This window comes from Intrasporangium oryzae NRRL B-24470, assembly GCF_000576595.1.
GTDB classification, from domain to species: domain Bacteria; phylum Actinomycetota; class Actinomycetes; order Actinomycetales; family Dermatophilaceae; genus Intrasporangium_C; species Intrasporangium_C oryzae.
On sequence record NZ_AWSA01000019.1, the window covers coordinates 20,737 to 34,106 of the forward strand.

The following is a 13,370-nucleotide window of genomic DNA, read 5'->3' on the forward strand; positions in this document are numbered from 1 at the left end:
GCGCGGTCGGAGGGGGCGGGCTCGTGCGAGTGGCCGTCCCACCTAGGATCAGGCCGTGGACCATGCCCGCTTCGCCGACCGGCAGGCCCGCGGAGTCATCGACGTGCGCCGCGGGCGCGACGCCCTCTCCGCGATCTCGGAGTCGGGGTTCTGGGCCGTCGTCGCGACGTTCGAAGGCGCGGTCACGGCCGTCCGGTTCGCCGACGTCGAGCCGCTCCCCTTGGTCCCCGGAGATCCAGTGCTGCTCGAGGGGGTCGACTGGGACCCGCTCGACCGCCACTGGCACAGCTCGCTCGACCGGGCGGCATACGTCTCGGCCGTCGAGGAGATCCGGCGGCGCATCGCCGCGGGGGCGGTCTACCAGGTCAACGTGTGCCGGGTCCTTCGCCACGAGCTCGACGCCGGCGCGGACCTCGACGGGCTCGACGCCCTGTTGCGACGAGGCAACCCCGCGCCCCACGCGGCGCGGATCCGATGCCGCGAAGGCGGGCTCGACGTCGTCGGCGCGTCACCGGAGCTCTACCTGTCCCGTCGCGACGGACGCCTCGTGACGAAGCCGATCAAGGGCACCGCTCCGACGGCCGAGCAGATGCTGCCCAAGGACCACGCCGAGAACGTCATGATCGTCGACCTCATGCGCAACGACATCTCGGCGGTCTGTGAGCCGGGCAGCGTGCGGGTCGACGAGCTGTGCGCCATCGAGGAGCACCCCGGCCTGGTCCACCTCGTGTCGACCGTCAGCGGGACGCTTCGCGAACGCGTCGGCTGGGACGCGATCTTCGACGCGGCCTTCCCTCCGGGGTCCGTGTCCGGAGCCCCGAAGTCGAGCGCGCTGCGGACGATCCACGATCTCGAGGTCGGTGAGCGGGGGCCGTACTGCGGCGCGATCGGGTGGGTCGACGCCGATCGCGGCGAAGCCGACCTGTCGGTGGGCATCCGGACCTTCTGGGCCGAGCACGATGAGGAAGGCCGGCGGTGGTTGCGCTTCGGCACGGGAGCCGGCATCACGTGGGCCTCCGACCCGGCGGGGGAGTGGGCCGAGACCGAGCTCAAGGCGTCCCGGCTCATCGGGCTCGCCGCCGGCACTGTGACACCATGACCACCCGGTTCGTCGCCGGACCCCAAGCTGCACGAAAGAGGCACCAGCAGGCATGAGCGAGATCACCCCCCGCGTCTGGGTCGACGGGGCCCTCGTCGGACCCACCGCGCCCGCCATCTCGGCGCTCGACCACGCGGTCACGGTCGGGGACGGCGTCTTCGAGACGGCCAAGATCATCCACGGTCGCCCCTTCGCCCTGAGCCGGCACCATCGCCGGCTCGAGCGCTCGGCTGCCGGGCTCGGCCTGCCCCCGCTCGACCTCGACCACCTCGGCCAGGGGATCGCCGCCGTCCTCGACGGCCCCACGATCGACTTCGGGCGGCTGCGCTACAGCGTCACGGGAGGCGTCGGCCCGCTCGGCTCGGACCGCCACGACGCCTCCCTCTCCTACATCGTCCTGGCCGCGCCGCAGCCCCTGCCGCCCGCGTCCGGGACTCTCACCGTGGTGCCCTGGACACGCAACGAGCGCTCGGCGGTGGCCGGTCTCAAGACCACGTCGTATGCCGAGAACGTCGTCGCGCTCGCCCGAGCCAAGCAGGTCGGCGCGATCGAGGCCGTCTTCGGCAACACGCGCGGCGAGCTCTGCGAGTGCACCGGCAGCAACGTCTTCGTCGTCGTCGACGGCGTGGTGCTCACCCCGCCCGCGGACTCCGGCCTGCTGCCCGGGATCACGCGGGAGCTCGTCCTCGAGTGGGGTCGGGCCGCCGGCGTCGAGATCCGCGAGGAGGCGCTGCCGCTCGACGTCATCACCCGGGCCGACGAGGTGTTCATCACGAGCTCGACGAAGGATGTCCTGCCCATCAGCGCGGTCGACGATCACGTCCTCCCGTCCGAGCGGCCGGTCACGGCCATGCTCCAGGAGGTCTTCCACACCAACGCAGCGCGGGATCTCGACCCGTGAGCCCGCGCTCGGGGGAGTGCGACGCCGGCAGGAGGGGCGGCGAGGTCGACTACTCGGATCCCGACGTCCTGCTCGACGCCGACGAGGACCGGTGGGCCTGGCGTGCCCGGCTGCGCCGCAACCGGGTCACGGCCGTCGTCTGGCGGGCCGCCATCGGCCTGGTCGGGACGCTCGTCACCGTCGTCGGGTTGATCATGGTGCCGGCGCCGGGGCCCGGCTGGCTCGTCGTCTTCCTCGGCCTGCTCATCCTCGCGAGCGAGTTCGAGTTCGCCCAGCGGTGGCTCGACTTCGCCCGCCACCACGTCGCCCGGTGGAACGACTGGATCATGGCCCAGGCGCTGTGGATGCGTGGCCTCGTGGCCCTCGGCACGCTGCTCTGCCTCTGGGCCGTGGTCTGGGCCTACCTCGCCTGGCAGGGGGTCCCTGCGTTCCTCCCGCAGTGGGCCGAGGAGCTTCTCGGGCGCCTCCCGGGCATCGACTGACCAGGGGTTCTCGGGGTCTTAATGAGCAGGACGCGGCTGCGGCGTCCACCCGGGGACGACACGCTCGGGGGCGATTACCGCGTTCGCGCGGGGGGCGCTATTGTTTCCCTCCGTCGCCCGCTTCATCTCGTCGCCGGCGCCCGGACGTGTAGCTCAGTTGGTTAGAGCGTTCGCTTCACACGCGAGAGGTCAGGGGTTCGAGTCCCTTCACGTCCACGAGATCACGAAGGCCCCCCCTGCGGAGACGCAGACCGGGGGCCTTCGTCGGCCCTGATCCGTGGTGTCTCACAGGAGGGGCTGGGACGGAACGTTGTACGGCGTGATGATGTTGATCTGGGACGGGATCGACTCGATCGGCCCGTCGAGCGCCCCGCTGGCTTGCATGATCACGCGGCACGCACGGCGCATGTCATGGCGCAGGTCGTGGTGAAGGACCGCGGTGATCTTCCGGTCCTGGATCAGCGACAGGTTGTCTCGGTCGAGATCGTGCGCGATGAACACTCGGCACGGCCTGCCCATGAGCTCGAACGCCTCGAGGATGGCCTTGTTGCCTCCACCGATGGAGTACACCGCGGTGATCCCGGGATGGTCGCGGAGAAGTGAGATGGTCTGGTCGCGGACGGCCGTGTCGATGCCGTCCGTATCGGTGGCCTCGATCAGGGTGCGTCCACCTGCTCGCTCGCGCATCGTGGCTCGGAAGCCCATCTCGCGCTCCTCCTCACCGCGAAACGCGCTCCGGCTCAAGGCCATCAGGACGGCGTCGTCGCCTGCGGTGAGCCACTGGTCGATGAGGTAGGCCGCGGTCGCGCCGGCGGCCCGGTTGTCCATGCCCACATACGCAACCCTCGGGCTCAAGGGGATGTCGGTGACCAGCGTGACCACCGGAATCCCACTGTCGTGCAGCCGTCCGATCGCGTCACTGATCTCGGGCTCGTCGGGTGCCTTGAGAATGACCCCCATCGAGCCACGGCGGCGAATGTCGTCGAGCGTCCTCACGAGCTCGCCCGGCTGTGCCGTCTCCCGGAAGTCGAACCTCGATCTCACGACTGCCGGCCGCAGCATGGGCAGCTCGAGCTCCAGGGCGGACCGGACGGCAGAGGAGAACCGGTCGGGAGTCTGCATGACGAGGTCGACGAGGAACGTCCGCCCGCTGAGACGCAGCTGGCTGCGCTGCCTGTCGAGATCGGCGATCGCCTGGGCGACGTTTGCGGCGGTGCTGGGCCGCACCCCGGGTCGCTTGTTCAGCACGCGGTCGACCGTCGCCTCGCTCAGTCCGGACTGACGAGCGATCTCACGGATCGGATACGGGTGAGGCATCTGCCCATTCTGATGGATTGCTGATGGCTCTGCAAGATTGCCCACGTGAGGAAGCTTGGCTGGCTGGAGCGATTCCGCGCAGGTTCCGCGCGGTGCAGTCGGCCGCGCGTGGCGGGAGATATGGATCTTGTCCGTGATGGGTTTTTGATGGATCCGTTTGCTTGACCCTTTGGACTCGTGACCGTCACGCTGAGGGGAACAGACCGCAGGTTGCGCGAGTGAACCCCCGCGGTCCGACATCAGTGTCGATGGACGGAGCTCAACGTGGAGATGTTGGTCGGTGGCCAGTGGGTCGGGGCCGTTTCGGGGCGTCGTGAGGATGTGACCTCGCCCTTCGACGGGGCGGTCGTCGGCTCGGTGTGCGTGGCGGGGCGCGACGATGTGGAGGTCGCTCTCGCCGCGGCCACCGAGGGGGCCCGGGTCTGGCGGCGAACCCCAGCCCACCAGCGGATGCGGATCCTGCTGGAGGCGGCCGCGCTGGCGGACGAGCGGGCAGAGCTAATCGCGCAGACCATCAGCGCAGAGGCCGGCAAGGCCATCACGGAAGCCCGTGGCGAGGCGTCCCGGTCCGGTGAGCTGATCCGGCTGGCGGCGTTCGAGGGAACGCAGCTCTACGGCGACTCGCTGCCGCTCGACGCCAACCCCGGGACGGGCTTCGACAAGGTCGGCTTCACGGTCCGCCAGCCGGTCGGTGTGGTGGTGGCCATCACGCCGTTCAACTACCCCTCACTCCTGGTGCTCCACAAGGTCGCACCGGCGCTGGCCGCAGGCAATGCAGTGGTGCTCAAACCGGCTCGCACCACACCGTTGACCGCCCTCGCGCTCGCCGCGTGCTTCGTCGACGCGGGCCTCCCAGAGGGGGTCCTGTCGGTCCTGACCGGCCCTGGCGGGGAACTCGGCGACGCACTCGTGGCCGACCCTCGCGTGAACAAGGTCTCGTTCACCGGCTCGACCCTCACCGGCACCCGCATCACCCAGAGGGCCGGGGTGAAGAGGCTGTCGCTCGAGCTGGGCGCGTCCTGCCCCGTGGTCGTGCTGCCCGACGCGGACATCGAGGCTGCGGCGCGGGCCGTCGCTCTCGGAGGTTTCGTGAACGCAGGACAGGTGTGCATCTCGGTGCAACGGGTGATCACCCACCCAAAGATCGCCGGTGACTTCCTCGACGCCCTCGTGCCTCGGGTGCAGAAGATCGGCACCGGGGACCCCGGTTCGGTCGATACGACCATGGGCACCCTGATCACCGAGCAGGAGGCGGAGCGGGTCGAGCGGTCGATCCGCGCGGCTGTCCAGGACGGCGCCACGGTGCTGACGGGTGGGGAACGGGATGGCGCCATCATCTCGCCGGCCGTGGTCTCCGATGTCGACCCTCGGTCACCATTCAGCCAGGACGAGCTCTTCGGACCCGCCGTCGCCGTATCCACCGCGGTGGACTGGCAGGCCGCGATCGCGCAGGCCAACGGGACGGCATACGGACTCGGCGCCGGGATCTTCACCTCGGACGTCTCGGGTGCGGTGCGGGCCATCCGTGAGCTCGACGCCGGCACCATCCACATCAACTGGACCCCGCTGTGGCGCGCCGACCTCATGCCCTACGGCGGTCTGAAGGGCAGCGGGATCGGCAAGGAGGGCCCGCGGAGCGCGGTCGCCGAGATGACCGATGTGAAGACCGTCATCCTGCACGGCCGGCCCTGGTAGAGCCCGGCCCCCTCCCGTTCTCCCTTGACCTCATTCCTTCCCCCAGAAAGAGCCCGGACGATGACCACGACGCCCACCATTCGACTGACCGTCGCCCAGGCGGTGGTGACCTACCTGTCCCGTCAGCACTCCGTCGCCGACGGGGAACGCCGCAGGCTGATCCCTGCCACCCTGGGCATCTTCGGGCACGGCAACGTCGCCGGTCTGGGCCAGGCCCTCGACCAGCTGAGTGAGACGATGCCCTTCGTCCAGGGTCGCAACGAGCAGGCGCTGGTCCATGCGGCGGTCGGCTTCGCCAAGCACTCGCGACGTCGGGCGACCCTCGCCGTGACCGCCTCGATCGGCCCCGGTGCGATGAACATGGTCACCGGCGCCGCGCTGGCGACGGTCAACCGGCTGCCCGTCCTCCTCCTGCCGGGCGACACCTACGCCACCCGCCACCAGGGCCCGGTCCTGCAGCAGCTGCAGCACCCCATCGATGCCGACCTGACCGTGAACGACGCCTTCCGGCCGGTCAGCCGGTTCTTCGACCGGATCACCCGCCCCGAGCAGCTGCTCACCGCGCTGCCGGCGGCAATACGGACCCTCGTCGACCCGGTCGAGACCGGTGCCGTCGTGCTGTCCCTGCCGCAGGACGTCCAGTCGCACGCCTACGACTTCCCCGCCGAGTTCTTCGCCGAGCGTGACTGGGTGATCCGCCGGCCCGCTCCCGACGCCGACGAGGTCGAGGCCGTCGCAGCACTTCTCGCCGGCGCCAAGCGGCCGATCATCATCGCCGGGGGCGGCGTGATCTACTCGGACGCCACCGGCGAGCTCGAGGTGCTCGCCGCCGCCATCGGGGCGCCCGTCGCGGAGACCTTCGGCGGCAAGGGAGCCGTGCAGACCCGTGCTTGGTGGCAGGTCGGCGGCATCGGCCTCGAAGGCACCCCGGCCACCAACACGCTGGCCAACGAGGCCGACGTCGTGCTCACGGTGGGCTCGCGGCTGACCGACTTCGCCACCGGGTCGCACTCGATCTTCGCCAACCCCGACGTGCGGTTCGCCAGCATCAACGTCAACGTGCACGACGCAGACCGGTTGGGCGCCCTCGGCGTCATCGGCGATGCCAAGCGCAGCCTGGCCGCGCTCGCCGAGGCGGTCTCCGAGCGCGGCAAGAGCCCCGAGCCGGCGTGGAGGAACCGGGTCGAGGAGCTCGCCGACGCCTGGGCGATCGAGCGGTCGGATGCGCTCGACCCGGACCAGCTCTTCGACAAGTCCGCGGTCTCGGCCGACTCCGACGTCGTCACCACCACCGACGCGGTTCTCACCCAGGGACAGGTCATCGGCATCCTGCAGGAGCAGGCCCGCGCGGGCGACGTCATCGTCGCTGCGGCCGGCGGTCCTCCCGGTGACCTGCAGAAGGTGTGGGATGCCACGGACGGGCGGACCTGCCACCTGGAGTTCGGCTTCTCGTGCATGGGGTTCGAGATCCCGGCCGCGATGGGGATCCGGATGGCGCACCGCGACCCATCGGCCCGCGTGACGGCGCTCCTCGGCGACGGGACCTTCCTGATGGCACCCACCGAGCTGGTCACGGCCGCGCAGGAGGGCCTGCCCATCACCGTGGTGATCCCCGAGAACCACGGCTACCAGGTGATCCACCGCCTCCAGATGTTCCGCAGCGGCCGGGAGTTCGGCAACGAGTTCCGCTACCGCACCGAGCCGCTCGAGCTCGCGGACGCCACGGAGGTCGAGAAGGCGGCGCGCCTGGGCGGCGAGTACCTGTCCGTCGACCTCGTTCAGATCGCGTCCGGGCTAGGGGCGAAGGCCCGGCGCGCCACCACCGCGGCCGAGCTGCGCGGCGCACTCGACGAGACCCGCGGGCACCGAGGAACCGTCATCATCGTCGTACCGGTGATCCCGCATGCTGACCTCCCCCCGGCGGGGGTGTGGTGGGACGTCGCCCCGGCGGAGGTCTCCGAGGTCCCGACAGTGCCCGCGCTCCGCGCGGAGTACGAGCAGGACCGTCAGACCCAGCGGTGGTTCGGATGACCGCCGACGCCTCCGGCCCGCTCAACCACGGAGCCCTGGCCCGGGCGGTCCGCAACGGGCAGGCCACGGTGGGAACCTTCCTGGGCACTGCCTCCGCCGTCACCGCCGAGGTGTGCGCCGCTGCCGGGTTCGACTGGCTGCTGCTCGATCTGGAGCACGGTGCCGGCGGCGAGGAGCAGGTCCGCGACGTCGTCCCGGTGGCCGGCGCCTACGGGGTGCCGACCGTGGTCCGGGTCGAGACCGATGCCAGGATCCGGATGGGTCGTGTGCTCGACAACGGGGCTGCGGGGATCATGCTGCCCCGGATGGACGATGCGCGTCAGGTCGGCGACGCCATGACCCACCTCCGGTTTCCTCCGCGGGGGGACCGCGGCGTCGCGACCTACAACCGGGCCTGCCGGTTCGGGCTCGACCCGGGCGCCCTGGACCGTGCCGACGAGGAGATCCTCGTCGTCGTCCAGATCGAGTCCGCAGCCGCGGTTGCCGCGGCCGACGAGATCGCCGCCATCGACGGTGTCGACGTGTTGTTCATCGGCCCCCGGGACCTCAGCCACGACCTCGGTGTCCCCGGCGACACCAGCGCCCCAGCCTTCGTCGAAGCGCTCCAGGCGGTTCTCTCCGCGGCCCAACGGCACGGCAAGGCCTGCGGCCTGCTCGTCAACGACGGGGCCGCCGCGGCTCAGCGTCTCGACCAGGGCTGGACCTTCGTGGCGATCGGCTCCGACTCGACGCTGCTCGCGGCTGCGTCCCGATCGGCGCTGCACCTCGCCGGGCGGCGCGACCGCGACTGAGGCGGGCCGCCCGACGGCCGGCTCACCCCCTCATCTACTTCCCTTCTCCTCAGAAAGCGACATCGACATGGCTGGACACATCACCGACAAGGGCATCACCGAGCTGGGAGTGGGACTGATCAGCGTCGGCTGGATGGGCAAGCTGCACAGCCGTGCTTATCAGGCCGTTCCCGTGGTCTACCCGGAGCTCAACATCCGGCCCCGGCTGGTGCACGCCGCGGACACGGCGCCCGATCGGGTCGAGTACGCCCGCAACGTCCTCGGCTACGCGAAGGGCACCACCGACTACCGGGACGTGCTCGCGGACCCCGAGGTCGACGTCGTCTCGATCTGCGCGCCGAACCTGCTGCACCGCGAGATCGGCGTCGCCGCGGCCGAGGCCGGCAAGTCGTTCTGGATCGAGAAGCCCGTCGGTCGGGATGCCGTCGACACCGCCGCCGTCGCCGCTGCCGCGGCCGCAGCGGGTGTCACGACCTCGATCGGCTACAACTACCGGCACGCCCCCGCGGTCGAACGCATCCGTGAGCTCATCGCGAACGGCGAGCTGGGACGGATCACGAACGTTCGCGCCGTCTTCTTCAACGGCTACGCCTCCGAGCCCAACGGGGCGCTGTCCTGGCGTTTCAAGAAGGACCTCGCGGGCAGCGGCGCGCTGGGGGACCTGCTCAGCCATGTCGTAGATCTGATGCAGTACGTCGTCGGCCCGATCAGTGACGTCAACGGGCTGCTCTCCACCGTGCACCGGCAGAGACCCATCCTGCCGATGGGCCAGGCCACCCACTTCGCCGTGATCGAGGACGGCGAGCTCGGCGAGGTGGAGAACGACGACTATGCAGCCGCTCTCGTCCGCTTCGCCGCGGACTCACCCGCAGCCGGCGCCGTCGGCACCCTGGAGGCGTCGAGAGTCATCGTCGGGCCCCAGTGCGGGCTGGGGTTCGAGGTGTACGGCACCGAGGGCTCAGCGTCGTGGAACTTCGAGCAGATGAACGAGCTCAAGCTGGCCCTCGGACGCACCGGTCCCAACCAGGGCTACACCACCATCCTGGGCAACGCGTCCCAGGGCGAGTACGCGGCGTTCCAACCGGGGCCGGGCAACAGCCTGGGCTACGACGACCTCAAGGTGGTCGAGGCCAAGAAGTTCCTCGTCGCCGTCACCGGGGGCGAGCAGCGCAACTCGACCATCGAGGAGGCCCTCGCCGACGCCGAGGTCATCGCCGCTGCGGCAGCGTCGGCGGTCGACGGGCAGTGGCACCACGTCCCGACGGTCCCGGGCGCCACCTTCGGTCACCGACGCGAGACGGTCGGCAGCAATGCCTGAGACCGCGGAGCTGCCGGTCGTCGTCGGCCTCGGACGAGTCGACCCGCACCTCGTGACCCCGGTACTCGGTGGCCAGTGCCGGTTCGTTCCGGAGCCGACCGGCACGGACCTGGCGCAGGCAGAGGGCGCCATCGCCCGCGCGGATGCGCGCGTGGACGCCGAGCTGCTGGACCGTATGCCGCGTCTTCGGGTCGTCGCGCGCACCGGGGTGGGCGTCGAGCGAGTGGACCTCGCCGCGGCCACGGCCAGGGGCATCGCGGTCGTGGTCACGCCGGGCGCCGGGACCACGGCGGTCGCCGAGGGTGCGATCGCCATGGCGATGCATCTCGTGAAGCGGTTCGGGCGGCTCACCACCCTCGTCAGATCCGGCCGCTGGTCGGAGCGCGACTCCGTTCCGGTGGGGGACCTCGCCGGGTCGGTGCTCGGTGTGGTCGGCTACGGCCGCATCGGGCGGCGGGCCGCGACCCTCGGCGCCGCCCTGGGCATGACGGTTCTGGCCTACGACCCCGTCAGTGAGCCACCGGCCGATGTCCGCTGTGCGGACCTGAACGACCTCGTGAGCCGCAGCGACGTCATCACGCTGCACCTCCCGCTGCTCGAGTCCACCCGTCACCTCGTCGGATCCCAGCTGCTCCGTCACGTCAAGACGGGAGCCGTGCTGGTCAACTGCAGCCGCGGCGCGCTCACCGATCTCGACGCGGTCCACGCTGCACTGCAGGACGGGCGGCTCGGCGGCGTCGGCCTCGACGTCTTCGACCCTGAGCCCCCGCAGCACCACCCGCTCTTCGACCACCCCGACGTCGTCCTCACCCCCCACCTGATGGGGCTGAGCCGGAAGGCCAGCGCAGCCACGTTCGTCGAGGCGGCGCAAGGAGTCCTCGACGTGCTGACCGGCCACCAGCCGGCCGCGGTGGCCAATCCGGGTTGGGAACCGGCGGCAGACGCGGCGACCACCCCCGTGGAGTCGACATGAAGGACCTGCTGACAGGCAAGGTGCTGCTGATCAGTGGCGGCACCCAGGGTCTCGGCGCCGGCATCGCACGGGCCGCCGCTCGGGAAGGTGCCCGCCTAGTGCTGGCCGGCCGCAACACCGAACGCGGTGAGCAGGTCGCTGCTGAGCTCCGGAGCACCGGGGCCGACGCCGTCTTCGTTCGCGCCGACATCGGCGATGTGCCGCAGGCGCGGGCCGCGGTCGTGGCGACGGTCGAGCGACACGGGCGGATCGACTGCCTCGTCAACGCGGCCGGACTGACGACCCGGGGCACCATTCTCGACACGACGCCAGAGCTGTTCGACCAGCACATCGCGGTGAATCTCAGGGCTCCCTTCTTCCTCATGCAGGCAGCGATCGCCGACATGGTGCGGCGGGGCGAACCCGGCACCATCGTCAACGTCATCTCCATCGACTCACACGGTGGACAGGCATTCCTCGCGCCGTACGTTGCGGCGAAGGCAGGACTGGCGGGGTTGACGAAGAACGCTGCCCACGCCCACCGCTGGGACCGCATCAGGATCAACGGCCTGAACATGGGGTGGTCGGCCACCGACGGCGAGGACGTCACCCAACGGCATGCGCACGATGCCGGCCCGGACTGGCAGCGGGAAGCGGCTGCCCGCCTGCCGATGGGCAAGCTCGGGCAGGTCGACGAGATCGCGGACTTCGTGGTCTTCCTGCTCTCCGAACGGAGCGGCGTCGTCACCGGCTCGGTCATCGACTGGGACCAGAACGTCATCGGCGGCCTCGGGTGACCGGGCTCGTCATCATCGTCAACCTCCAACTCGCATCGAGGAGAGAACCATGCGCCTTGGCTTGATCGGTCTCGGCAGGATCGGCTCGTTTCACGCCGACACCCTGTCCCGGCTTCCCGCCGTCGACTCCCTGGTCGTCACCGACGTCGTTCCCGAAACCACGAAGGCCGTCGCGGAACGGGTCGGTGCGGCGGTGGCCGACTCTCCGGAGGCCCTGATCCGTGGCGGGGTCGATGCCATCGTCATCGCTGCGGCCACCAACGCGCACACCGAGCTGATCAGGGCCGGGGTGGACGCCGGCATACCCGTGTTCTGCGAGAAGCCGCTGTCGGGCGACCTCTCGGAGGCCGCCGCGATCGCCCGGTACGTCAACGACAGCGGCATACCGGTGCAGGTCGGCTACCCACGCCGCTTCGACCCCGCCTTCAGTGCGGCTCGGGCGGCAGTGGAGTCCGGCGAGCTCGGATGGGTCCACACCGTGAGGTCCACCACCCTCGACCCCGCGCCAGCCCCGCGGGGGTACATCGAGACGTCCGGTGGGATTTTCCGCGACTGCAGCGTGCACGACTTCGACACCGTCCGCTGGGTCACCGGTCGCGAGGTCGTCGAGGTCTATGCCACCGGCAGCGCCAAGGGTGACGCCTTCTTCGCCGAGTTCGGCGACGTCGCCACGGCGGCCACGGTCCTGACCTTCGACGACGGTGCCACCGCGGTCGTGTCCAACACGCGCTACAACCCGCGCGGCTACGACGTCCGGCTGGAGCTGCACGGCACCGGCGACAGCGTCGCCGCCGGCTGGAGCGATGCCACGCCGCTTCGCAACCTCGAACCCGATGCCACCTGGCCCGCCGGGCCGCCGGCCACCTTCTTCATGGACCGGCTGGCCAGTGCCTTCCACGCCGAGCTCGACGCGTTCACCGCGGTCGTCGCCGGGCAACGGACGTCACCGTGCACCGTCGACGATGCCCTGGCCGTTGCCGTCATCGCAGAAGCCGCCACCCTCTCCCTCCAACAGCACCGCCCGGTGCAGATCAACGAGGTCCGACCGTCATGACCGATCCCAACCTGCACGCAGGTGCTCCTGCATCCGAAGCCGCCCTGAGCAGGATCGCCGGCGCACCCATCTCCTGGGGAGTCTGCGAGGTCCCGAACTGGGGCTATCAGCTCACCCCGGAGCGCGTGCTCGCCGAGATGCACGACGTCGGGCTCGCTGCGACCGAGCTCGGCCCCGAGGGGTTCCTTCCGAGCGATCCGCAGGAGATGGCCGCCGTGCTCGAGAGCCATCACCTGACCGCGGTGGGGGGCTTCACCCCCCTCCTGATGCACCAGGAGGGCCACGACCCACTCCCCGAGATCAGTCGGATCCTCACGGGCTACGACGCCACCGGCGCCGAGGTCCTCGTGCTCTCCGCGGTGTCCGGACTCGACGGCTACGACGCGCGGCCCATCCTCGATGATGCCGGCTGGACGCGGCTGCTGGACAACCTCGACCGCATCGCGCACCTGGCCGCTGAGCACGGTGTGCGGGCGGTGCTGCACCCGCACGTGGGCACGATGATCGAGTCCGGTCCCGAGGTGGAGCGGGTGCTCGAGGGATCCTCCATCGCCCTGTGCCTCGATACCGGTCACCTGCTGATCGGCGGGACCGATCCGGCCGAGCTGACCCGTCAGTCAGCGGACCGCATCGCACACACCCACCTCAAGGACGTGGACAGCACCATCGCGGACAAGGTGCGCGCCGGCCGCCTCACCTATACCGAAGGCGTCGTGAGAGGGATGTACCGCCCGCTGGGCACCGGGGACGTCGACATCGCAGCCATCGTCAACACCCTTCAGGGCGCCGGTTACACCGGGTGGTACACGCTCGAACAGGACACCATCCTCACCGAGGAGCCGCGCGGCGAGGGCCCCGTGCACGACGTCCGCATCAGTGCCGACCACGTTCGCGACGTGCTCAACGCCTCGTCGACTCCGATGCCGCGGTGAG

At 70.4% G+C, this 13,370-nt stretch carries 12 protein-coding genes and 1 tRNA gene; 12 read left to right on the plus strand and 1 reads right to left on the minus strand.

Features of this window, described 5'->3' with window-relative positions:
- The first annotated feature begins 55 nt into the window (after positions 1-55).
- The 4 genes from N865_RS10380 to N865_RS10395 all read left to right on the plus strand — a co-directional run bounded on the left by N865_RS10380 (position 56) and on the right by N865_RS10395 (position 2,698).
- Positions 56-1,099, plus strand: coding sequence for a chorismate-binding protein (locus N865_RS10380; protein ID WP_034805192.1), 1,044 nt, complete (start codon positions 56-58; stop codon positions 1,097-1,099).
- Between the two features lie 52 nt (positions 1,100-1,151).
- Complete coding sequence (locus tag N865_RS10385) at positions 1,152-2,000, plus strand: aminotransferase class IV (RefSeq protein ID WP_034805195.1); 849 nt, start codon at positions 1,152-1,154, stop codon at positions 1,998-2,000.
- Positions 1,997-2,482, plus strand: coding sequence for a TIGR02611 family protein (locus N865_RS10390; protein ID WP_034805197.1), 486 nt, complete (start codon positions 1,997-1,999; stop codon positions 2,480-2,482). The genes N865_RS10385 and N865_RS10390 overlap by 4 nt, the downstream gene beginning before the upstream one ends.
- Positions 2,483-2,624: 142 nt before the next feature.
- Positions 2,625-2,698, plus strand: a tRNA-Val gene (locus N865_RS10395).
- Positions 2,699-2,767: 69 nt separating this feature from the next.
- Here N865_RS10395 and N865_RS10400 read toward each other — a convergent pair.
- Entirely contained in the window at positions 2,768-4,039 is a 1,272-nt protein-coding gene (locus tag N865_RS10400; protein WP_245603723.1) for a LacI family DNA-binding transcriptional regulator, read from the minus strand.
- A 30-nt stretch (positions 4,040-4,069) separates the two neighbouring features.
- Between N865_RS10400 and N865_RS10405 the strand changes: the two genes are divergently transcribed.
- The 8 genes from N865_RS10405 to N865_RS10440 all read left to right on the plus strand — a co-directional run bounded on the left by N865_RS10405 (position 4,070) and on the right by N865_RS10440 (position 13,369).
- Positions 4,070-5,494, plus strand: a complete 1,425-nt coding sequence (locus N865_RS10405; RefSeq protein ID WP_245603726.1) for an aldehyde dehydrogenase family protein — start codon at positions 4,070-4,072, stop codon at positions 5,492-5,494.
- 60 nt (positions 5,495-5,554) lie between these two features.
- The gene (iolD, locus tag N865_RS10410) at positions 5,555-7,525 is read left to right on the plus strand and encodes a 3D-(3,5/4)-trihydroxycyclohexane-1,2-dione acylhydrolase (decyclizing) (protein ID WP_034805203.1); all 1,971 of its coding nucleotides are present in this window, start codon (positions 5,555-5,557) and stop codon (positions 7,523-7,525) included.
- Entirely contained in the window at positions 7,522-8,316 is a 795-nt protein-coding gene (locus tag N865_RS10415) for an HpcH/HpaI aldolase family protein (protein WP_034805205.1), read from the plus strand. Before iolD ends, N865_RS10415 begins: the two co-directional genes overlap by 4 nt.
- A 67-nt stretch (positions 8,317-8,383) precedes the next feature.
- Complete coding sequence (locus N865_RS10420; RefSeq protein ID WP_051510442.1) at positions 8,384-9,634, plus strand: Gfo/Idh/MocA family protein; 1,251 nt, start codon at positions 8,384-8,386, stop codon at positions 9,632-9,634.
- Positions 9,627-10,607, plus strand: a complete 981-nt coding sequence (locus tag N865_RS10425; RefSeq protein ID WP_034805209.1) for an NAD(P)-dependent oxidoreductase — start codon at positions 9,627-9,629, stop codon at positions 10,605-10,607. The genes N865_RS10420 and N865_RS10425 overlap by 8 nt, the downstream gene beginning before the upstream one ends.
- Positions 10,604-11,383, plus strand: coding sequence for an SDR family oxidoreductase (locus N865_RS10430; protein WP_034805212.1), 780 nt, complete (start codon positions 10,604-10,606; stop codon positions 11,381-11,383). Before N865_RS10425 ends, N865_RS10430 begins: the two co-directional genes overlap by 4 nt.
- Positions 11,384-11,432: 49 nt before the next feature.
- Positions 11,433-12,437: a Gfo/Idh/MocA family protein gene (locus N865_RS10435; protein ID WP_034805215.1), complete on the plus strand. Its 1,005-nt coding sequence runs from the start codon at positions 11,433-11,435 to the stop codon at positions 12,435-12,437.
- Positions 12,434-13,369: a sugar phosphate isomerase/epimerase family protein gene (locus N865_RS10440; protein ID WP_051510443.1), complete on the plus strand. Its 936-nt coding sequence runs from the start codon at positions 12,434-12,436 to the stop codon at positions 13,367-13,369. Before N865_RS10435 ends, N865_RS10440 begins: the two co-directional genes overlap by 4 nt.
- Position 13,370 lies beyond the last annotated feature (1 nt).

Coding starts and splice junctions, on each gene's coding strand:
- N865_RS10405 (WP_245603726.1), top strand. CDS start 4,070: ATGTTGGTCGGTGGCCAGTGGGTCGGGGCCGTTTCGGGGCGTCGTGAG.
- N865_RS10415 (WP_034805205.1), top strand. CDS start 7,522: ATGACCGCCGACGCCTCCGGCCCGCTCAACCACGGAGCCCTGGCCCGG.
- N865_RS10430 (WP_034805212.1), top strand. CDS start 10,604: ATGAAGGACCTGCTGACAGGCAAGGTGCTGCTGATCAGTGGCGGCACC.
- N865_RS10425 (WP_034805209.1), top strand. CDS start 9,627: ATGCCTGAGACCGCGGAGCTGCCGGTCGTCGTCGGCCTCGGACGAGTC.
- iolD (WP_034805203.1), top strand. CDS start 5,555: ATGACCACGACGCCCACCATTCGACTGACCGTCGCCCAGGCGGTGGTG.
- N865_RS10385 (WP_034805195.1), top strand. CDS start 1,152: ATGAGCGAGATCACCCCCCGCGTCTGGGTCGACGGGGCCCTCGTCGGA.
- N865_RS10420 (WP_051510442.1), top strand. CDS start 8,384: ATGGCTGGACACATCACCGACAAGGGCATCACCGAGCTGGGAGTGGGA.
- N865_RS10435 (WP_034805215.1), top strand. CDS start 11,433: ATGCGCCTTGGCTTGATCGGTCTCGGCAGGATCGGCTCGTTTCACGCC.
- N865_RS10400 (WP_245603723.1), bottom strand. CDS start 4,039: ATGTCGGACCGCGGGGGTTCACTCGCGCAACCTGCGGTCTGTTCCCCT.
- N865_RS10440 (WP_051510443.1), top strand. CDS start 12,434: ATGACCGATCCCAACCTGCACGCAGGTGCTCCTGCATCCGAAGCCGCC.